The 18,432-nt window shown below is 72.3% G+C and carries 20 protein-coding genes and 2 pseudogenes; 11 read left to right on the forward strand and 11 right to left on the reverse strand.

Going from position 1 to position 18,432, the window contains the following annotated elements; all coding sequences use genetic code 11:
* The 3 genes from B7767_RS01615 to B7767_RS01620 form a co-directional block, all read left to right on the forward strand.
* A partial coding sequence (locus B7767_RS01615; protein ID WP_143652137.1) for a WYL domain-containing protein occupies positions 1–312 on the forward strand: 312 nt, incomplete at its 5' end.
* Between the two features lie 475 nt (positions 313–787).
* Positions 788–964, forward strand: coding sequence for a hypothetical protein (locus B7767_RS46105; protein WP_179166998.1), 177 nt, complete (start codon positions 788–790; stop codon positions 962–964).
* A 96-nt stretch (positions 965–1,060) separates the two neighbouring features.
* Positions 1,061–2,704 carry a DNA repair helicase XPB gene (locus tag B7767_RS01620; RefSeq protein WP_085570505.1) on the forward strand — a complete coding sequence of 548 codons (1,644 nt, stop codon included), beginning with the start codon at positions 1,061–1,063 and terminating at the stop codon, positions 2,702–2,704.
* Between the two features lie 9 nt (positions 2,705–2,713).
* Here the strand turns inward: B7767_RS01620 and B7767_RS01625 are convergent, their stop codons facing one another.
* The 4 genes from B7767_RS01625 to B7767_RS01640 form a co-directional block, all read right to left on the reverse strand.
* A complete protein-coding gene (locus B7767_RS01625; RefSeq protein WP_085570506.1) occupies positions 2,714–3,097 on the reverse strand; it encodes a hypothetical protein in 384 nt (127 codons plus the stop codon).
* Positions 3,098–3,259: 162 nt separating this feature from the next.
* Positions 3,260–4,051, reverse strand: a complete 792-nt coding sequence (locus B7767_RS01630) for an ABC transporter permease (RefSeq protein WP_085570507.1) — start codon at positions 4,049–4,051, stop codon at positions 3,260–3,262.
* Positions 4,048–5,004 carry an ATP-binding cassette domain-containing protein gene (locus tag B7767_RS01635; protein WP_085570508.1) on the reverse strand — a complete coding sequence of 319 codons (957 nt, stop codon included), beginning with the start codon at positions 5,002–5,004 and terminating at the stop codon, positions 4,048–4,050. The genes B7767_RS01630 and B7767_RS01635 overlap by 4 nt, the downstream gene beginning before the upstream one ends.
* A 29-nt stretch (positions 5,005–5,033) precedes the next feature.
* Entirely contained in the window at positions 5,034–5,702 is a 669-nt protein-coding gene (locus tag B7767_RS01640; RefSeq protein WP_085570509.1) for a DUF4097 family beta strand repeat-containing protein, read from the reverse strand.
* A gap of 221 nt (positions 5,703–5,923) precedes the next feature.
* Here B7767_RS01640 and B7767_RS01645 point away from each other — a divergent pair, with 221 nt between their 5' ends.
* Positions 5,924–6,661, forward strand: a complete 738-nt coding sequence (locus B7767_RS01645) for a helix-turn-helix domain-containing protein (protein ID WP_085570522.1) — start codon at positions 5,924–5,926, stop codon at positions 6,659–6,661.
* A 27-nt stretch (positions 6,662–6,688) separates the two neighbouring features.
* Here B7767_RS01645 and B7767_RS01650 read toward each other — a convergent pair whose 3' ends face one another.
* A complete protein-coding gene (locus B7767_RS01650) occupies positions 6,689–6,874 on the reverse strand; it encodes a hypothetical protein (RefSeq protein WP_107485734.1) in 186 nt (61 codons plus the stop codon).
* Positions 6,875–7,144: 270 nt separating this feature from the next.
* Between B7767_RS01650 and B7767_RS01655 the strand changes: the two genes are divergently transcribed.
* Positions 7,145–9,226 carry an ATP-binding domain-containing protein gene (locus B7767_RS01655; protein WP_085570511.1) on the forward strand — a complete coding sequence of 694 codons (2,082 nt, stop codon included), beginning with the start codon at positions 7,145–7,147 and terminating at the stop codon, positions 9,224–9,226.
* Positions 9,227–9,520: 294 nt separating this feature from the next.
* On the opposite strand, the gene B7767_RS01660 is transcribed toward B7767_RS01655, so the two are convergent.
* From B7767_RS01660 to B7767_RS01675, 4 genes and pseudogenes are all read right to left on the reverse strand, one after another.
* A complete protein-coding gene (locus B7767_RS01660; protein ID WP_085570512.1) occupies positions 9,521–10,210 on the reverse strand; it encodes a copper homeostasis protein CutC in 690 nt (229 codons plus the stop codon).
* Between the two features lie 95 nt (positions 10,211–10,305).
* On the reverse strand, positions 10,306–10,986 hold the full coding sequence (locus B7767_RS01665; protein WP_085570513.1) for a maleylpyruvate isomerase family mycothiol-dependent enzyme: 681 nt from the start codon (positions 10,984–10,986) through the stop codon (positions 10,306–10,308).
* A gap of 33 nt (positions 10,987–11,019) precedes the next feature.
* A pseudogene (locus B7767_RS01670) lies at positions 11,020–11,283 on the reverse strand (cytidine deaminase); the annotation flags it as partial.
* An 18-nt stretch (positions 11,284–11,301) separates the two neighbouring features.
* Positions 11,302–12,588 carry an RNA-guided endonuclease TnpB family protein gene (locus tag B7767_RS01675; RefSeq protein ID WP_085570514.1) on the reverse strand — a complete coding sequence of 429 codons (1,287 nt, stop codon included), beginning with the start codon at positions 12,586–12,588 and terminating at the stop codon, positions 11,302–11,304.
* A gap of 279 nt (positions 12,589–12,867) precedes the next feature.
* Between B7767_RS01675 and B7767_RS01680 the strand changes: the two genes are divergently transcribed.
* The 3 genes from B7767_RS01680 to B7767_RS01690 are packed head-to-tail and all read left to right on the forward strand — an operon-like array spanning position 12,868 to position 15,319.
* Entirely contained in the window at positions 12,868–13,509 is a 642-nt protein-coding gene (locus B7767_RS01680; RefSeq protein ID WP_085570515.1) for a type I restriction-modification enzyme R subunit C-terminal domain-containing protein, read from the forward strand.
* A 51-nt stretch (positions 13,510–13,560) separates the two neighbouring features.
* The gene (locus B7767_RS01685; RefSeq protein WP_085570516.1) at positions 13,561–14,223 is read left to right on the forward strand and encodes a hypothetical protein; all 663 of its coding nucleotides are present in this window, start codon (positions 13,561–13,563) and stop codon (positions 14,221–14,223) included.
* A gap of 10 nt (positions 14,224–14,233) precedes the next feature.
* Positions 14,234–15,319 (forward strand): GNAT family N-acetyltransferase, encoded by a 1,086-nt coding sequence (locus tag B7767_RS01690; protein WP_085570517.1) that lies wholly within the window; start codon positions 14,234–14,236, stop codon positions 15,317–15,319.
* Here the strand turns inward: B7767_RS01690 and B7767_RS01695 are convergent.
* Complete coding sequence (locus B7767_RS01695) at positions 15,301–15,579, reverse strand: DUF4031 domain-containing protein (RefSeq protein ID WP_085570518.1); 279 nt, start codon at positions 15,577–15,579, stop codon at positions 15,301–15,303. The genes B7767_RS01690 and B7767_RS01695 overlap by 19 nt on opposite strands.
* On the reverse strand, positions 15,576–15,980 hold the full coding sequence (locus B7767_RS01700) for a hypothetical protein (RefSeq protein ID WP_085570519.1): 405 nt from the start codon (positions 15,978–15,980) through the stop codon (positions 15,576–15,578). The genes B7767_RS01695 and B7767_RS01700 overlap by 4 nt, the downstream gene beginning before the upstream one ends.
* A 56-nt stretch (positions 15,981–16,036) precedes the next feature.
* On the opposite strand from B7767_RS01700, the gene B7767_RS01705 reads away from it, so the two are divergent.
* The 3 genes and pseudogenes from B7767_RS01705 to B7767_RS01715 all read left to right on the forward strand — a co-directional run.
* Entirely contained in the window at positions 16,037–16,978 is a 942-nt protein-coding gene (locus B7767_RS01705) for a MurR/RpiR family transcriptional regulator (RefSeq protein WP_085570520.1), read from the forward strand.
* Positions 16,979–17,104: 126 nt separating this feature from the next.
* Complete coding sequence (gene murQ, locus B7767_RS01710) at positions 17,105–18,034, forward strand: N-acetylmuramic acid 6-phosphate etherase (RefSeq protein ID WP_085570521.1); 930 nt, start codon at positions 17,105–17,107, stop codon at positions 18,032–18,034.
* A 49-nt stretch (positions 18,035–18,083) separates the two neighbouring features.
* Positions 18,084–18,432: pseudogene (locus B7767_RS01715) on the forward strand (hypothetical protein); the annotation flags it as partial.

The raw sequence follows: 18,432 nt of genomic DNA on the forward strand, positions 1-18,432 counted from the left end.
GCCGTCCGCGCCGGCGACCTGGCCTCCACCGCCCCGCGCAAACCGGCCGCCGGGGGCGAGCCGGGCCGCGGGGAGCTGCCGCGGACGACCGCCGCCGAGACCCTCGCCACCGTGCAGGCCGCCGTCCTCACCGGCGAGGCGCTGTGGATCGGCTACGTCAACGCCGAGGGTGGCGCCAGCCAGCGCGTCATCGCCCCGGTCCGGGTCGAGGGCGGCTTCGTCACGGCGTACGACCACACCGCGGACGAGGTGCGTACGTATCCGCTGCACAGGATCACGGGGGCCGCGGAGCTGGCGGACGACGAGGGCTGAGCCGTTCGGGTGTACGGCGGACTTCATGCACGCCACGCCGGGGCGTTCCCCCTGATGAGCGAGGTTGTGGGGTCTCGCGCATCCCGCGGCGGGCCGTTGGGCAGCCACCGGATGTCCTGAACGGGCCCGGAAGCCACCGCGGTCCGTTCGCACGCAACAGAAAGGAAGTCCCATGCGTGCCGTTCGTCGCGTCGCCGCCGTACTGACCTCCACGGCCGTGCTGCTCGGAGCGTTCGCCGCCGAGGCCGCCGCGGTCGGGATCGACCTCGGCGGAGGCCTGACCTTCTGACACGTGTCAGTGTCCTGACCCGTCTCGTCCTCTGATCCGTTCCGTTTCTCGTTCACGGCGGGCCGGTCCCTCGTCCCCGGGGCCGGCCCGTCCCCGTCGCCCGAAGAAGCCGGAAGAAGTCGCAAGAGATCCGAAGAAGCCCGAAGAGAACGACCCGAAGAGAATGAAGGGTGTCCCGTGCCTTCCATGTTCCGTGCGGTGGCCGTCTGTCTCCCCGCTCTCGCGCTCGTCGCGGTGCTCACCCCGGCCGCCGCCGCGCTGCCGCTGCCGATCCCGGCCGCCGGAGGGGAACCGCTCCTCACCGAGGGGGTGCTCGTCGAGGGGCCGCTGGTGAACAACCTCACGCTGCCCGCGCCGACGTAGCCCGGTCCGCTCAGGACCACGAGCGCGCGCGATCGGGCAGACTGGAGGTTTGGCCGAAGTGCCCGTGCCGAGCCCGTCGCAGAAAGGCAGCCGCGCGTGAATGGTCCGCTCATCGTCCAGTCCGACAAGACCCTGCTCCTCGAGGTCGACCACGAGCAGGCCGACGACTGCCGTCGTGTCATCGCGCCGTTCGCCGAGCTGGAGCGGGCGCCCGAGCACATCCACACCTACCGGGTGACCCCGCTCGGCCTGTGGAACGCGCGGGCGGCCGGTCACGACGCCGAGCAGGTCGTGGACGCGCTGGTGCAGTACAGCCGCTACCCGGTGCCGCACGCGCTGCTCGTCGACATCGCCGACACCATGGACCGCTACGGCCGGCTCAGCCTGCACAAGCACCCGGCGCACGGCCTCGTCCTCACCAGCACCGACCGGCCCGTGCTGGAGGAGGTGCTGCGCTCCAAGCGGATCGCGCCGCTGGTCGGCGCCCGCATCGACCCCGACACGGTGGTCGTGCACCCCTCGGAGCGCGGGCAGATCAAGCAGACGCTGCTGAAGCTGGGCTGGCCGGCCGAGGACCTCGCCGGGTACGTGGACGGCGAGGCGCACCCCATCGAGCTGGTCGAGGACGGGTGGGCGCTGCGCCCGTACCAGAAACAGGCCGTGGAGAACTTCTGGCACGGCGGCTCCGGTGTGGTCGTCCTGCCCTGCGGCGCGGGCAAGACGCTGGTCGGCGCGGGTTCGATGGCGCAGGCGAAGTCGACCACGCTGATCCTGGTCACCAACACCGTCTCGGCCCGGCAGTGGAAGCACGAGCTGGTGAAGCGGACCTCGCTGACCGAGGACGAGATCGGCGAGTACAGCGGGACGAGGAAGGAGATCCGTCCCGTCACCATCGCCACGTACCAGGTGCTGACGACGAAGCGGAAGGGGATCTACCCCCACCTGGAGCTGTTCGACTCCCGGGACTGGGGCCTGATCCTCTACGACGAGGTGCACCTGCTGCCCGCGCCGGTCTTCAAGTTCACCGCCGATCTCCAGGCCCGGCGGCGGCTCGGCCTGACGGCCACCCTGGTGCGCGAGGACGGCCGCGAGTCGGACGTGTTCTCGCTGATCGGCCCGAAGCGGTTCGACGCGCCGTGGAAGGAGATCGAGGCGCAGGGCTACATCGCCCCGGCCGACTGCGTGGAGGTCCGGGTCAACCTCACCGACTCCGAGCGGCTGGCGTACGCGACGGCGGAGCAGGAGGAGAAGTACCGCTTCTGTTCGACGACGGCGACCAAGCAGAAGGTGACGGAGGCGATCGTCCGGCGGTTCGCGGGGCAGCAGATCCTCGTCATCGGGCAGTACATCGACCAGCTCGACGAACTGGGCGAGCACCTGAACGCGCCGGTGATCAAGGGCGAGACGTCGAACGCCCAGCGGGAGAAGCTGTTCGACGCGTTCCGGGAGGGCGAGATCAACGTCCTGGTGGTGTCCAAGGTCGCGAACTTCTCGATCGACCTGCCGGAGGCGACGGTCGCCATCCAGGTGTCGGGCACCTTCGGGTCGCGGCAGGAGGAGGCGCAGCGGCTCGGCCGGGTGCTGCGGCCCAAGGCGGACGGGCACCAGGCCCACTTCTACTCCGTGGTCGCCCGGGACACCATCGACCAGGACTTCGCGGCGCACCGCCAGCGGTTCCTGGCGGAGCAGGGGTACGCGTACCGGATCATGGACGCGGACGAGCTGCTGACGGAGAACTGAGCCGGCCCGTCACCCCTCGGGCAGGTTGAACACCAGCATCAGGACGAACAGCCAGGGCAGCAGCGACAGGCCCGCCAGCCAGGCCCGCGGCACCGACCAGCGGCGGGTCCAGGGCAGCAGCCAGGAGGCCAGCCAGGCGCCGCCCGCGAGGACGCCGCCGTAGAACAGGGTTCCGAAGATCACGGTCAGGGTGTCGGTCAGCGCCTGCGAGCAGTCGTCGGGGCCGCAGCTGTCGGTCGCCATCACGGACAGCCCGCCGAACAGGAACGCCACGGGTGCCAGCAGCGCCCCGAGCACGGTCGCGACGGTGGGCGCCACCCAGGCGCGGGGGTCCCGCTCGGCCCGGTACTGCCAGGCGGACGGAGCGGGGGCGGCGGCGTGGTGGTGGCTCATACGGCCAGTGAAGCGGCCGGGCGGTGACCGGCGCACCGGCGCGGGTACTCAGCGGGACGCGTCGGCGTACTCAAACGCCGAGGGCGGCGTGCACCGACGTGGTGTCGGAGTACGCCGCCCCTGGAGCCGAGGCGCGGGACATGGTTCGTCCCCTCACGAGGGCTACTTCGGGTCCTGGTCGAACTTGGCGGCCGACCAGAAGTAGCCGAGCACCGCCAGACCCAGGCACCAGGCCACGGCCAGCCATCCGTTGTGGCCGATCTCCGTGCCCAGCAGCAGACCGCGCAGGGTCTCGATGGCGGGCGTGAAGGGCTGGTACTCGGCGATCGGCTGGAACCAGCCCGGCATCCCCTCGACCGGGACGAAGGCACTGGACAGCAGTGGCAGCAGGATCAGCGGCAGCGCGTTGTTGCTGGCGGCCTCGGCGTTCGGGCTGATCAGGCCCATGCCGACGGCGATCCAGGTGAGCGCCAGGGCGAACAGGACGAGCAGCCCGAACACCGCCAGCCACTCCAGGGCCGTGGCGTCCGTGGAGCGGAAGCCGATGGCCACGCCCACGGCGCCGACGAGGACCACGCTGGCGACCGACTGCAGCACGCTGCCGATGACGTGCCCGATGAGCACCGAGCCCCGGTGGATCGCCATCGTGCGGAAGCGGGCGATGATGCCCTCGGTCATGTCGTTGGAGACGGAGACCGCGGTGCCGATCGTGGTGGAGCCGATGGTCATCAGCAGCAGGCCGGGCACGATGTAGGCGATGTACGCGGACCGGTCGCCTCCGCCGTCCCCGAGGCCGGCGCTCATCGCGTCGCCGAAGATGTAGACGAAGAGCAGCAGCAGCATGATCGGCGTGAGCAGCAGGTTCAGGGTGAGCGACGGGTAGCGCCGGGCGTGCAGGAGGTTGCGGCGCAGCATCGTGGACGAGTCGCGCACGGCGAGGGCGAGGTTGCTCATCGGACGGCCTCCTTGGGCTGGGCGGGGACGGCGGCGCCGCCGGTCAGGGCGAAGAAGACGTCGTCGAGGTCGGGGGTGTGCACGGTCAGTTCGTCCGCCTCGACGCCGGCGGAGTCGAGCCGGTCGAGTACGGCGCGCAGCTCGCGCTGGCTGCCGTCGCTGGGGACCCGGAGGGTGAGGGATTCGTCGTCCCCGGTCGCCTCGCGCAGGGCGGAGGCGGCGGACCGGTAGCCGGCCGGGTCGGTGAAGCGGAGCCGGACGTGTCCGCCGGGGACGATCCGCTTGAGTTCCTCGGCGGTGCCCTCGGCGGCGATCGTGCCGTCGTGCAGTACGGCGATGCGGTGGGCGAGTTCGTCGGCCTCCTCCAGGTACTGGGTGGTGAGGAAGACCGTCACCCCGTCGGCGACCAGCCCGCGGATGATCTGCCACATGTTGTGGCGGCTGCGCGGGTCGAGGCCGGTGGTCGGTTCGTCGAGGAAGATGATCCGCGGGTCGCCGACCAGGGTCATGGCGATGTCGAGGCGGCGCTTCATGCCGCCCGAGTAGGTGGAGGCGGGCTTCTTCGCGGCCTCCACCAGGTCGAACCGCTCCAGCAGCTCGGCGGCCACCCGCCGTCCCTCGCGCTTGGGGAGGTGGTGCAGGTCGGCCATGAGGAGCATGTTCTCCTCGCCGGTGATCAGGCCGTCGACGGCGGAGAACTGACCGGTGACGCCTATCGCGGCGCGCACGGCCCGGGGGTCGGTGGTGAGGTCGTGGCCGCCGACGCGCAGGTCGCCCGCGTCCGCGGTGATGAGGGTGGAGAGGATCTTGACGACGGTGGTCTTGCCGGCGCCGTTCGGGCCGAGCAGGGAGAAGACCGTGCCTTCCGGGACGGTCAGGTCGACGCCGTCGAGGACGGTCCTGTCGCCGTAGGACTTGCGCAGCCCGTGCGCCGCGATGGCCAAGCCGGTCATGGTGGTTCTCCTTTACGGACAGCGGGTGATCACAGGCTGCGGGCGGTGATGTCGCCGTAGGCGGTGGTCGCGTGGACGGCCAGGCCGGCGGCGGCGCCGTCGGCGTTCCTGAGCGTGTTGTGGACCCGGCCGTAGCCGGTGCCGGCGTCGAGGGAGGCGGAGACCCCGCGGGCGGCACCGACGGCGATGTCGCCGTGCTCGGTGCGCAGCGTGACCGTGCCGCGCACGGCCTCGGTGACGCGGATGTCGCCCTTCTGGGTGCTGATCTCGGCGGGGCCGCCCAGGCGTCCGACCGAGACGTCACCGGCGAGGACGGCGAGGCGGGCGCTCGCGGTCTCGTCGAGCTTGACCGGGCCCTGCGCGCTCTCGAAGACGACGTCGCCGAGCCGGCCGACGCCCCGCAGCTCCGCGCCGGCGGCCTTCGCCTCGACGTGGGAGCCGGCGGGCAGCTGGACGGTGATCTCGACGGATCCGGACGGGCCGAGGATCTGGTTCCTCGCCGGCGGGCCGTCGATCCGCAGGACTCCGCCGCCGTACTCGACCCTGGTCTGCTCCGCCGCCTTCGTGTCGCGGCTCTTCGTCGCGTCCGCGGGCAGGACCTCGACCACGGTGTCGGCCCGGTCGGCGGCGATGAACCGGATGCGGCCGGCGGGGACGTCGAGGACGACCGAGACGGGGGCGGGGGTGTCGAACTGCATCGTGCGCTCCTTCGGGTTGTCGTTTCTGACACCGGAAACGCTACGTTGCGTTCATGATTGTGGCAACAACTTCGTTGCACAGTAATCTGATTTACGCAGCTCAGAGCGGCAATATCGTTGCAACGGATTGGAATCTAACGCAACGAACGAGCTCGACTCGTTGCAATGAATTGAGAGTGAACGCTATGCTGGAGCCACCACGGACCACGAAGGAGACCGCGTTGCCAGGAGGCAGGCTCACCCAGCAGGAACGCCAGCAGATCGCGACGGGGCTGGCCGACGGGCTCGCCTACGCGGAGATCGCCAGACGGCTGGACCGTCCCACCTCGACGATCACGCGCGAGGTGATGCGCAACGGCGGACCCACCGCCTACCGCGCGGACCTGGCCCACCGCGCCACCGAGCGCCGCGCCCACCGGCGCAGGCAGACCGCGGTGCGAGGGCCGAAGGCACTCACGGAGGACCACGGCCGCGACCCGGAGGCCGTGCGCGCGTACGAGGAGACGCTCACCACCGTCTTCATAGCGTCGGGCACGCCCAGGATGATGGCCAGGGTCATGGCCTGTCTGACCCTCTCCGACAGCGGCAGCCTCACCGCCGCCGAACTCGCCCAGCGCCTCGATGTCTCCCCGGCGTCCGTCTCCAAGGCGGTCACGTTCCTGGAGGGCCAAGGGCTCATCCGCCGGGAACGCGAGGAAGGCCGCCGTGAGCGCTACGGCGTCGACGACGACATCTGGCACCAGTCGATGATGGCCAGCGCCCGGTCCACCGCCCAGGTCGCCGAGACCTCACGCCAGGGCGTAGACATCATGGGGCGCGGCACACCGGCCGCCACGCGCCTGGAGAACATCGCCCGCTACCTCGACTTCATCTCGGAGGCGATCACCCGCGCCGCCGAACAGGCCCGCGAGGTCCTTCACACGAAACCCGGAACGACCTCGGACGGCACGGTCGGGTGAGGGGCACGGTCGAGTGAGGGGCGCCGCCTACCTGCGGCGGACGCCCGCCTCCTCGCCGTACTCGCCGAGGACGATCACGTCGAAGGCGGCGCCGAGGAACACCCTCACGGCGCGCAGGGCATCGCCGAGGCGGTGCGGGTGACCGCCCTGCGCCGAGGTCGCGCCGGTCGGCCGCACCGGCGGTGTGGTGGGGTTGAGGGTCGCTGCGCTCATGCCTCCATGGTCGCCCTCCGGCCGCGGCACGGGCATCGGCCGGAGGGACCGGTCCGCGGACCCTCCGCGTACGACTCCGGTGCCGGCCGTACTTCTCAGGCAGGAGCCCCCGCCCCTAGGGGACGGGCGGTAAATGGTTTGGAACGCACCGGCCCGGCGCCCTAGAATCTCCGCTCTTGCCCGCCTCCCCTCACGGAGCGCCGCCGTCCGGACGGAAACCGGCTGGTATCTCGCAGCAACCTCAGCAGCAGTTCTCCCGGAGGCACACCCTTGTCCGCGTCCACACCGGTAGACGAGCCCGTAGACGGTCCCGCGACCACCCCCGCGGACGACCCGCTCGCCCGCGAACGCTCCCACCTCGCCGCGTCCCGTTCCGCGCTGCGCGCCATGCGCGAGGACGTCGAGGCCCTCGACATCAGCGACGTCACGGCGAACTGGGTCAACGCGGCCGCGCTGGCGCACCAGATCGACGAGCGCATCAAGGCGCTGGCCGACCTCAGCGACACCCCGCTGTTCTTCGGCCGCCTCGACTACCTGCACTCCCCCGGCGCCGAACAGGCCGAGGGCGCGGAGGGCGAAAGCTTCTACATCGGGCGCCGGCACGTGCACGACGCGGACGGCGACCCGATGGTGATCGACTGGCGTGCGCCGGTGTCGCAGCCGTTCTACCGGGCGTCCAAGAAGGACCCGATGGACGTCGGGCTGCGCCGCCGCTTCGGCTACACCGGCGGCGACCTCACCGCGTACGAGGACGAGCACCTGTCCGACCCCACCGAGGCGGCGACCACCAGCAGGCTGCTCCAGCAGGAGATCGAGCGTCCGCGCGTCGGCCCGATGCGGGACATCGTCGCGACGATCCAGCCGGAGCAGGACGAGATCGTACGGTCGGGCCTCTCCGGCAGCGTCTGCGTACAAGGGGGACCCGGCACCGGGAAGACGGCCGTCGGCCTGCACCGGGTCGCCTACCTCCTCTACGCCCACCGCGAGCGGCTGGCCCGCACCGGCACCCTGGTCGTCGGCCCGAACCGCTCCTTCCTGCACTACATCGAGCAGGTGCTGCCCGCGCTGGGCGAGCTGACGGTCGCGCAGGCCACGGTGGACGACCTGGTGGCGCACGTGGAGGTGCGCGGGACGGACGACGCGCCGGCGGCCGTGGTCAAGGGCGACGCCCGGATGGCGGAGGTCCTGCGCAGGGCCCTCTACGCGCACGTCACGATGCCCACCGAGCCGGTCGTCGTCGTGCGCGGTTCACGCCGCTGGCGGGTCCCGGCGTACGAACTGGAGGAGATCGTCCGGCAGTTGCTCGACCGCGGCATCCGCTACGGCGCGGCCCGCGACGCCCTCCCGCAGCGCGTCGCGCACGCCGTGCTGGTGCAGATGGAGCGGGCGGGCGAGGCACCGGACGACCGGGTCCAGGACGCGGTGGCCCGCAACGCCGCGGTGAAGGCGGCGGTGAAGGCGGTCTGGCCGGCCGTCGACCCGGCGAAGCTGGTACTGCGGCTGCTGGGCGACGCGGAGTTCCTGGCGGAACACGCGGAGGGCCTGCTCGACGAGCAGGAGCGGAAGACGATCCTGTGGGCGAAGCCCGCCCGCTCGGTGAAGTCGGCGAAGTGGTCGGCGGCGGACGCCGTGCTGATCGACGAGGCGGCCGACCTGATCCAGCGCACGCACTCGCTCGGGCACGTGGTGCTCGACGAGGCACAGGACCTGTCCCCCATGCAGTACCGGGCGGTGGGCCGGCGCTGCACGACCGGTTCGGCGACCGTCCTCGGCGACCTGGCCCAGGGCACCACGCCCTGGGCGACGCGCAGTTGGGACGAGGCCCTGCGCCACCTGGGCAAACAGGACGCGGTGATCGAGGAGTTGACGGCCGGTTTCCGCGTCCCCACGGACGTCATCACCTACGCCTCCCGGCTCCTGCCGCACATCGCGCCGGGGCTGACCCCGGTGGCGTCGATCCGCGAGAACCCGGGCTTCTTCGAGGTCCGCCGGTCCGGGGGGACGGACGACGTGGTGTCCGCCTGCCGCGAACTCCTGCGCAACGAGGGTTCGGTGGGCCTGATCGCGGCGGACATCCGCGTCCCGGAACTGGCGGAGGCGCTGACGGCGGCGGGCATCACCTTCGTCGCCCCCGGCGAGGAGACGACCCGCACGACCCGCCTCACCCTGGTCCCGGCCTCCCTCGCGAAGGGCCTGGAGTACGACTACGTCCTCCTGGACGAACCCCGCGCGGTGGTGGACGCCGAACCCGACGAACGCACCGGCCTCCGCCGCCTGTACGTGGCCCTCACCCGAGCGGTCTCGGGCCTGATCGTCACCCACAGCGCGCCCCTGCCGGAGCAACTGACATAACCCGCTCCCGCAGGCCGCCACCCACCGCCGCTCCCGCGTACAGCCGCGCCGCTGGGGCGGCACGGGTGGGCGGTGGGGGTACCTCCCGCTCATGGGGGTCCCCCCGCTCATGGGGGTCCCCCCGCTCATGGGGGTCCCCCCGCTCATGGGGGTCCCCCCGCTCGAGCGAAGCCGAGAGTGGGGGAGAAGCCGAGAGTGGGGGAGAAGCCGAGAGTGGGGGAGAAGCCGAGAGCGGGGGAGGCACCCCGCAAGCGCCGGGCAGCGCGACCCGCCCCCGCCCAGCCGCAGCCCCGTTCAGCCCCCCAGCACCCGCCGCCACTCGGCAACGGCCTCCGCCGACACCGGCCCGCCCCACCCTCCGGGACGGGCCGCCCCGCCGATGTGGAAAGCATCGATCCCCGCGTCCAACAGCGTCGGCACGTGCTCCAGCCCCAGCCCGCCCCCCACCAGCAACCGCTGCTCGTACCCCGGCTCCCCCCGCCGCCGCGCCTCCGCGAGCAGGACGGGCAACCCCGCGTCCACACCATCGGCCGACCCGGCCGTCAGGTAGGTGTCCAGCCCCGGCACCCCGTCGAGCTGCTTGCGCAGAGCCCCCCGGTCGGCGGCCCGGTCGATGGCCCGGTGGAACGTCCACCGGCACCCCTCCAGCGCACAGGCGACCCGCTCCACCGCCCCCAGATCCACATCGCCGTCCGGGCCGAGGAACCCGAGCACGAACTCCTCGGCCCCGGCCTCGCGCATCTCGTACGCGGCACCCACCAGCCGCTCGACGTCCCCCGCCGCGAACCCGTCCGCCAGCCGCAGCATCACCCGCGCCGGGATGTCCACGGCCGCCCGGATCCCCGCGACGGTCGCCACCGAGGGCGTCAGCCCGTCCGCCGCCATGTCGGTCACCAGCTCGAGGCGGTCCGCACCTCCGGCCTGGGCGGCCACCGCGTCCTCGACGTCGAGGGCGATCACCTCCAGGACTGCACGCTTGCTCATGGGACCCCATTCCTCGGCATCAGACGGCGACTACAGGTCTAGTCCAATCCAAGACTACGCCCGACCGCCCGCCCGGGGCTGCCCCGCCCCTCCGCTCAGTCCCCGAAAATGTTCAGCTCCGCCGCCTCCGCCCCGGCCAGCTCGTACGCGGCACCGTCCACCGGACGCCCCGCGTACAGCCGTACGAGGGTCGGCCCGTCCCCGATGTAGCGGGCCGGGGGGCGTTCCCCCGTGGCGACGCCCAGCCGCAGCGGCTCGTCGGCGTCGTCGAGGTCGGCGTGCAGCGGCAGGTGGCCCTTCCGGCCGGTCACCTGCCCCAGCAGGGCGAGCGCGTACGGCAGCCCCGCGCCCCCGTACGCCCCCGCCTCCCCGAACGCGACCCGCACGTCCCCGGCGTGCACCCACTCGCCCAGCGCGAGCACGTCCAGCGCCCCGCCCGCCCTGGCGATCAGCGGTCCGGCCTCGGTCATCCCGCGCTCCAGCTCGTCCACGACCCGGGCGTTCGTCCACTCGGCCCGCTCGGCGATGTCGCGCTCGTTGCTCCCGGGCGAGAACACCCCGTCCTCGAACCGCCGCTCCAGGACCCGGGTGAACGCGGCCGAACAGTGCGCCAGCACGTCCCGCACCGTCCATCCCGGACACGCCGCCACCGGCAGCGCGAAGTCCCCGTCGGCCCTCCCCCGCAGCAACGGGATCAGCGCGTCCCGCTCGACGGTCAGCAGCCGGCCGGGCAGTTCGGGGTCTCGTACGTTCCGCACATCCGCAGGAGTCGTCATGCCGCCCACGCTAGTGCGGCGGAGGCGCGCGGCCTACCGGGCGTCGACCTGGTGGTCGGCCCAGACATAACCCACGGGCAGCAGTTCGGCGATGGGAACGGTACGGACGTCCTCGCCCTCGCCGACTATGACCCCGAGCCCGGGAAAGTAGTCGAGCAGAACCTGCCGGCACCGGCCGCACGGGGGAACGACCCCCCGGTCCCGGTCCCCCACGGCGACGATCGTCTCCAGTTCGTAGATCCCCTGAGCCGCGGCGGCGCCGACGAGGACCAGCTCGGCGCAGGGCCCTCCGGTGAATTGACATCCTCCCCCTCCTCAAGGGAGGGGGATTTCAACCCTGACGGGTTGGGGTTCACGGGCGCTCGAACGGCTGGTAGCCGCTGTCACCCCTCCGGCACCGGCTGCACGCCGGGGGCGGGGGATCCCGCCCTGTCCTGCCGCGACGTTCACTGCTGCGTTCTCGTCGGCGTTGCAGGTGAACCCGCAGGATACGCAGGCGAACTCGGCTTGGCTCTTGCGCGAGTCCTTCTCGATCCAGCCGCAGGCACTGCACCGCAGCGACGTGTACGGGGCGGGTACGTCCTCCACCCGCCCGGGGGCCTTCTCACCGGTACGGCGGCGCAGCAGACCCCAGCCCTGCGCCAGGATGCCCCGGTTCAGCCCCGCCTTCTGCCGCACCCGCGTACCGGGCTGCTCGACGGTTCCCTTCGCCGAGCGGGTCATGGTCGTGATGTTCAGTTTCTCGAACCGGATCAGGCGGCAGGTGCGGGCGAGCATGGTGCTGGTCTTCTCGCACCAGTCCTTGCGCCGGTCCGCCTCCCGCGCCTTCAGCCTGGCCACCTTCGCGTACTCGGCCCGCTTACGGTCGCTGCCCTTCGGGGCGCGGGCCGCCCGTCGCTGGTGCTTGCGGATCTGCGCGCGCTCGCGGGTGGTGAGCTGGGGACAGTTCAGCCTCCGGCCGTCGGACAGAGCGGCGGTGATCTTCACGCCCCGGTCGATCCCGATGACCTCACCCGGCTCTGGTGCCGGAATGGGGTCGGGGACGATGGCGAAGGCGATGTGCCACCGGCCGGTGCGGAAGGTGACCCGGAACGTCTTCGCCTGCGGCAGCTCGGTGCGGGTGAGGCGGAAGCGCACCCAGCCGCAGCCGGGCACCTTCACCCGCGCCCACCGCCGGTTCAGCCTCTGCACCACCACCGACCGGCCCATCACCTGCTTACCCTTGGCGTTCAGCTTCGGCGAACCGTCCGGGTTGGACTCCGGAACGCGGTCGGTGCCGATCACTCGGAAGCCCTCGTGCACATGCTTCCGGCGCCAGGTCGGCTCACCGAACCCGGAGGCAAACCGGGCCGTCCTGGCCTTGGCGAAGTCCTGCAACGCCTGCTGCTGCACGTCCGCGTTCCCCACGGCCAGCCACGCGTTCTCCCGCCGCGCCTCGGTCAGCTGACGGCACTGCTCCGCGAACCCGGGAGCGGACCTACGGCCCGGCCGCCAGCACGCGTGCTGCTCGACGGCCAGGTTCCACACATACCGCGCGTGCGCGCAGTGCAGCAGCATCCGCCGCTCCTGCTCACCCGTCGGGTACATCCGGAAACGTGACATGTCGCCAAACGTAGCCCCGACACCCGCTTCCCTCTTCGATTCCCACCCGGCTCACCCGAACGAGCGATCAACCCCCGCACGCACGCCCATCTCATGACCAAGCTCGCCATCCCCTTTTTCCGGAACATCGCATCGCCCTGAAGGCGATGCGGCTCCGCCTGCTCCGCTCCGCGGGAAAAGGAACTCGCGGACGACCTCCTCGGCAAGACCAACATCCCCGTCGTCCGGGACCAGGCCGACCTGCTGGAGGCCATCACGGACGACGCGTGGTGGCAGAACGTGACCGTCCCGATGCTGGAGCACGTACGGCGCCGCGTGCGCGGCCTGGCCCACCTGGTCGACGCTCCGGCCGCCCGGAAGATCGTCTACACGGACATAGCGGAGGACCACGGAGACCTGACTGAGGTCGAGCTCAAGGGCCTGCCCGTCGGCACGGACGAGGAGCGCTTCAAGCAGAAGGCCCGCGCCCACCTCCAGACCCACCGCGAGCAGGAGGCCGTCCGCAAGCTGCGCGAGAACGAGCAGGTCACGGCCGAGGACCTGGCCGCCCTGGAGGAGGTCTTCCTCACCGAGGGGGTCGCCTCCGCCGAGGACCTGGAGCAGAAGCGCGCGGCCGACGGCGGTCTCGGTGTGTTCCTGCGCCGCATCGGGGGTCTGGACCGGGAGGCGGCGCAGGAGGCCTTCTCCGGTTTCATCGCCGACCACGACCTCTCTGCCGACCAGATCGACCTCGTCGGCCTCATGGTCCGGTACGTGGCGGCCAACGGGCTCATCGGCATCCGCGACCTGTACGAGAACAACCTCTTCAGCAGTCGCGGGGTCATCGACGACCACTTCACCGACGACGAGATCGACGCCCTGGAGGTCGTCTTCCGCACTCTGCGCGCCCGTGCCATCCCGGATGCGGGCCTCGCAGCTTGAGGAAGCTCTTCCAGGGCCACGGAGCGGGCACGCACCGGGAAGAATGACGGTATGGCCGACACCGAAGCCCTGCGTGCCCGTTTCGTCCGCACCCTGGAAGGGACCCGCGGGTCCGGTGGCGGTCCGGACCCGTTGCCGTACGCCGACGCGCTGCTGCGCCGCTGGCAGGAGCCCCAGCGGCACTACCACACGCTCACCCACCTGACCGCCGTCCTGGACCGCATCGACGTGCTGGAGGAGTACGCCGACGACCCGGACGTCGTACGGCTCGCCGCCTGGTTCCACGACGCGGTCTACCTGCCGGAGCGGTCGGAGAACGAGGAGCGCTCCGCCCGGCTCGCCGAGCGGGCGCTCCCCGAGGCCGGGCTGTCCGCGGAGAAGACCGCCGAGGTGGCCCGGCTGGTGCGGCTCACCGTCACGCACGATCCGGCCGACGACGACCGGGACGGGCAGGTGCTGTGCGACGCCGACCTCGCGGTCCTCGCCGCGTCGCCGTCGTCGTACGCCGCCTACACCGCCGCCGTCCGCGAGGAGTACCACTTCGTGCCGAACGAGGCCTTCCGCGAGGGACGGGCGGACGTGCTGCGGCAACTCCTCGCCCTGCCACGGCTGTTCCGCACGCCCTACGGCCAGGAGCACTGGGAGGCCACCGCCCGCTACAACATGCGCGGCGAGCTGGAAATGCTGTCGACCCCGGCGGTGCCGCCCGCCTAGCCTGCCCCGCATGCGTGCTGTGGGAGCGGAACAGGTCGAGGAAGCCGTCGCGGACTGCGTGGCGGCGCTGGGGGCGGTCACCGACCGGGACTGGACGGAGGTGAGGGCGGGGCGGCTGGAGTGGAGCTGCCGGAGGACGGCGGCGCACATCGCGAGCGACCTCATCGCGTACGCGGGGCAGCTCGCCGGGCGGACGCAGGACGCGTACACGCCGTTCGAGATCACCATCGACGGCACCGAGGACGGCCTGGACCCCGCCGACAACGCCGGTACCCTCCAGGTGATCACCACGACCGGAGCCCTGCTCGCCGCCGCGGTCCGCACCACCCCGCGCGCGGTCCGCGCCTTCCACCCGTTCCCCTTCCGGCACGCCAACCGTGAGGGCTTCGCCGCGATGGGCGTGGCCGAGGTGCTGCTGCACACGTACGACATCGCCGAGGGAATGGGGATCGGCTACGAACCGCCCGCCGAACTGGCCTCCTTCGTCCTCACCCGCATCTTCCCGCGGGTCAAGCCGGGTCCCACGCCGTGGCGGACGCTGCTGTGGGCCACCGGGCGCGGCGACCTGCCGGGCCGCGAACCCGTCACCGAGTGGAAGTGGGGCAACAACCCCGTGCTCCGGTCGGAGCGGCTGACCCTGGAGGGCGTCACCCCGGCGACCGCCGCCGCCCTGTCCCTGGCGGGTGACGGCGGCTACGAGTGGGTCGGCGGGGCCGCCGCCGACGGCACCCGCGAAGGCGCCGGGATCATGGTCAAGCAGTACGAGGAGGGCGTGTTCCACCCGGAGTGGGGCATGTACGTGCTGGTCCGGCGGGACGACGACCGCGCGGTGGGTGCGATGGGCTTCCACGCCGCCCCCGGCGGGGACGGCCGCGTGGAGATCGGCTACGACCTCGTCGCGGACGCCCGCGGTCACGGTTACGCCACCGAGGCGCTGCGCACGTTGTCGCGCTGGGCACTGGAGCAGGACGGCGTACGGGCCGTGGTCGCCGTGATCGACCACGGGAACGCGCCCTCGCGGAAGGTCGCCACCCGGGCCGGCTTCGTCCCGGCCTTCGAGGACCTGGGACGGACCACCTACGAACTCCGCGGCTGAGCCGCGCCCTTGCGGCGCCGCAGCCCCGCCCCGTGCAGCAGCCGCACCACCTCACGGCTGCCGACCTCGACCGCTCCCGCGCGCACCGCGTCGGCGTACCGGTGGGCGGGGACGTCGTAGTGGTCGCGCTCGAAGGCGCGGCGGGGGACGCCCAGGCGGTCGGCGAAGGCGTGCAGTTCCTCGTAGGAGAGGTCGCTGACGAGGTGGGACCACATCCGGCCGTGGCCCGGCCAGGTGGGCGGGTCGATGTACACGGTCACGAGGGGACCGCTCCGCCCAGCCGGCCCACCGCCGCGACCTTCACGCCCGCCTTGTGGCACACCCAGTGCGGATCGGGGCCGAGTTCCGGTTCCACGTCCAGCGCGTGCGGGTCGCCGGTGCCGCAGACCGGACACAGCGGCCAGCGCCCGTGCCGCTCCAGCAGGGCGTCCTGCACGTCCTGGGCGACCAGGCCGGCGAGGAACCCGGCGCCGTCCGGCCACTGTTCCACCCACCAGCGCCGGTGCGTGACGGACTCCTCGACGAGGGAGACCACGTCCGCCTCGGCGACCTCGCGCGCGGCCAGATCGGCGAGCACGAGGGCGCGCGCCGCGTGCAAGGCTTGTTCCAGGGAGCTGACCGGGTGAGGTCCGGGGGCGCCGGGTTCGCCGTGGGGGTCCATGTCCCCATTGTGCGCACTCTTGACCGCACGACCGGAACGAAAATATCTTTCACACCGTGACCCGTGAGGTGAAGGAAATTTTCGGGAACGGTTCGGGCGGCGGTACGCCCTCCCCTCCCGCGCCCGCCGCCCTGGCGGCCAAGGTGCGCACGCTGGCTCCGTCGATGACCCGTTCCATGCAGCGGGTCGCCGAGGCCGTCGCCGACGACCCGGCCGGCTGCGCGGCCCTCACGGTCACCGGACTCGCCGAACTCACCGGCACCAGCGAGGCCACCGTCGTACGCACCGCCCGCCTGCTCGGCTATCCCGGCTACCGCGATCTGCGCCTCGCCCTGGCCGGGCTCGCCGCCCAGCAGCAGTCCGGGCGCGCGCCCGCCATCACCACCGACATCGCGGTGGACGACCCCATAGCCGACGTCGTGGCGAAACTCGCCTACGACGAGCAGCAGACCCTCGCCGACACCGCGGCCGGACTGGACACCGTGCAGCTCGCGGCGGCCGTGACCGCCCTGGCCGGGGCCCGCCGCACCGATGTGTACGGCGTCGGCGCGTCGGGGCTCGTCGCCCAGGACCTCACCCAGAAGCTGCTGCGCATAGGCCTGATGGCGCACGCCCACAGCGATCCGCACCTCGCCGTCACCAACGCGGTGCAGTTGCGGTCGGGGGACGTGGCGATCGCCATCACGCACTCCGGGTCGACCGGGGACGTCATCGAACCGCTCCGGGTCGCCTTCGAGCACGGGGCGACGACGGTGGCGGTCACCGGACGCCCGGACGGTCCCGTCACGCAGTACGCCGATCACGTCCTGACCACGTCCACGGCCCGGGAGAGCGAGTTGCGGCCGGCCGCGATGTCGTCCCGGACGGGGCAGTTGCTGGTGGTGGACTGCCTGTTCGTGGGGGTCGCCCAGCGGACGTACGAGTCGGCGGCACCTTCGCTGGCCGCGTCGTACGAGGCTCTGGCGCACCGGCACCGGGTGCCTCGTAAGAGCCCCTAGGGTCTGGTCCTGTGTTTCGACCGCGGCCGGCCCTGGGCCGGTCGCGCCCACGCGGCGGAGCCGCACATGTCACAGCCCCGCGCCCCTGGGGGGAGCTCTCCCACCCCGAGCTGGAAAGTCACCGTCATGTCTACTTCTCACCACGACCTCCGTGCCCAACTGGAGACACTGACCACCGAGGCGTTCCGGCCCGAGCTGGCGGACGTCGACCGGTTGCCGACGCTCGACATCGCGCGGCTGATGAACGGCGAGGACGCCACGGTGGCCGGTGCCGTGGGCGAGCAGGTGCCGGTGATCGCCGCCGCGATCGACGCCGTCGCCGAGCGGATGGCCCGGGGCGGGCGGCTGGTCTACGCGGGCGCGGGTACCGCCGGCCGGCTGGGGGTGCTGGACGCCTCCGAGTGTCCGCCGACCTTCAACACCGACCCGGCGCGGGTCGTCGGCCTCATCGCGGGCGGGCCCGACGCCATGGTCACCTCGGTGGAGGGTGCCGAGGACTCGCGCGAACTGGCCGAGGCCGACCTGGCCGCGCTGGAGCTGACCGCCGACGACACGGTGGTCGGTGTCTCCGCCTCCGGCCGGACCCCGTACGCGGTCGGCGCCGTCGCGTACGCCCGTGCGCGCGGTGCCCTCACCGTGGGCCTGGCCTGCAACCGGGGCAGCGCGCTGGCGGCGGCGGCCGAGCACGGCATCGAGGTCGTCGTGGGCCCGGAGTTCCTCACCGGCTCCACGCGCCTGAAGGCCGGTACGGCGCAGAAGCTGGTGCTGAACATGCTGTCCACGATCACGATGATCCGGCTGGGCAAGACGTACGGGAACCTGATGGTCGACGTGCGGGCCTCCAACGAGAAGCTGCGCGCCCGCTCCCGCCGCATCGTCGCGCAGGCGACGGGCGCGGCGGACGACGTCGTCGAGCGGGCCCTGACCGCCACGGACGGCGAGGTCAAGCACGCGATCCTGGTGATCCTGGCGGACGTGGACGGCCCGACGGCCGCCCGCCTGCTCGCGGAGTCCGACGGCCGTCTGCGCGCGGCGCTCACCAGGGCGCGGGAGTAGCAGGAATCCGTGGGCGGATACTGGAGAGCACCCGACCCGGAGACGAACCATGAACCACGCGCAGCTCACCGCCCTGGGCCGCGCCCTGCGCGTGCTCGGGGAGCACGGCGAGGCGCTGTCCGCCGACACCCCGGACGCCCGGCTGCACGAAGTGAAGGACGACCTGCGGCGGGCCCTGGACCTGCTGGAGGAGAGCGTCACCACGGCCGCGCCCAGCACGCGCTGCGCCGAGCACCCGACCGGACCGGTCGACGAGAGCGCCCCGGACCTGTGCCTGCTCTGCGAGACCCGGCGCCGCGCCGCCCGCCGCGCCGAGTTCAACGGTCCGGCCCCGCAGTCCCGGCCCGCCGGGCCCGCGCAGTCCAGGTACGGGGTGCGCGGTGACCGGCCGCAGCCGC

The sequence above is a fragment of the Streptomyces sp. 13-12-16 genome, from assembly GCF_002114215.1.
Lineage (GTDB): Bacteria > Actinomycetota > Actinomycetes > Streptomycetales > Streptomycetaceae > Streptomyces.

Excerpts from the sequence above, each read along its gene's own strand:
- B7767_RS01635 (WP_085570508.1), bottom strand. The coding sequence starts at position 5,004 with ATGACCGGCTTGGCCATCGCGGCGCACGGGCTGCGCAAGTCCTACGGC.
- B7767_RS01630 (WP_085570507.1), bottom strand. The coding sequence starts at position 4,051 with ATGAGCAACCTCGCCCTCGCCGTGCGCGACTCGTCCACGATGCTGCGC.
- B7767_RS01640 (WP_085570509.1), bottom strand. The coding sequence starts at position 5,702 with ATGCAGTTCGACACCCCCGCCCCCGTCTCGGTCGTCCTCGACGTCCCC.
- murQ (WP_085570521.1), top strand. The coding sequence starts at position 17,105 with ATGTCTACTTCTCACCACGACCTCCGTGCCCAACTGGAGACACTGACC.
- B7767_RS46105 (WP_179166998.1), top strand. The coding sequence starts at position 788 with ATGTTCCGTGCGGTGGCCGTCTGTCTCCCCGCTCTCGCGCTCGTCGCG.
- B7767_RS01700 (WP_085570519.1), bottom strand. The coding sequence starts at position 15,980 with ATGGACCCCCACGGCGAACCCGGCGCCCCCGGACCTCACCCGGTCAGC.
- B7767_RS01660 (WP_085570512.1), bottom strand. The coding sequence starts at position 10,210 with ATGAGCAAGCGTGCAGTCCTGGAGGTGATCGCCCTCGACGTCGAGGAC.
- B7767_RS01690 (WP_085570517.1), top strand. The coding sequence starts at position 14,234 with ATGCGTGCTGTGGGAGCGGAACAGGTCGAGGAAGCCGTCGCGGACTGC.
- B7767_RS01675 (WP_085570514.1), bottom strand. The coding sequence starts at position 12,588 with ATGTCACGTTTCCGGATGTACCCGACGGGTGAGCAGGAGCGGCGGATG.
- B7767_RS01650 (WP_107485734.1), bottom strand. The coding sequence starts at position 6,874 with ATGAGCGCAGCGACCCTCAACCCCACCACACCGCCGGTGCGGCCGACC.
- B7767_RS01665 (WP_085570513.1), bottom strand. The coding sequence starts at position 10,986 with ATGACGACTCCTGCGGATGTGCGGAACGTACGAGACCCCGAACTGCCC.
- B7767_RS01685 (WP_085570516.1), top strand. The coding sequence starts at position 13,561 with ATGGCCGACACCGAAGCCCTGCGTGCCCGTTTCGTCCGCACCCTGGAA.
- B7767_RS01625 (WP_085570506.1), bottom strand. The coding sequence starts at position 3,097 with ATGAGCCACCACCACGCCGCCGCCCCCGCTCCGTCCGCCTGGCAGTAC.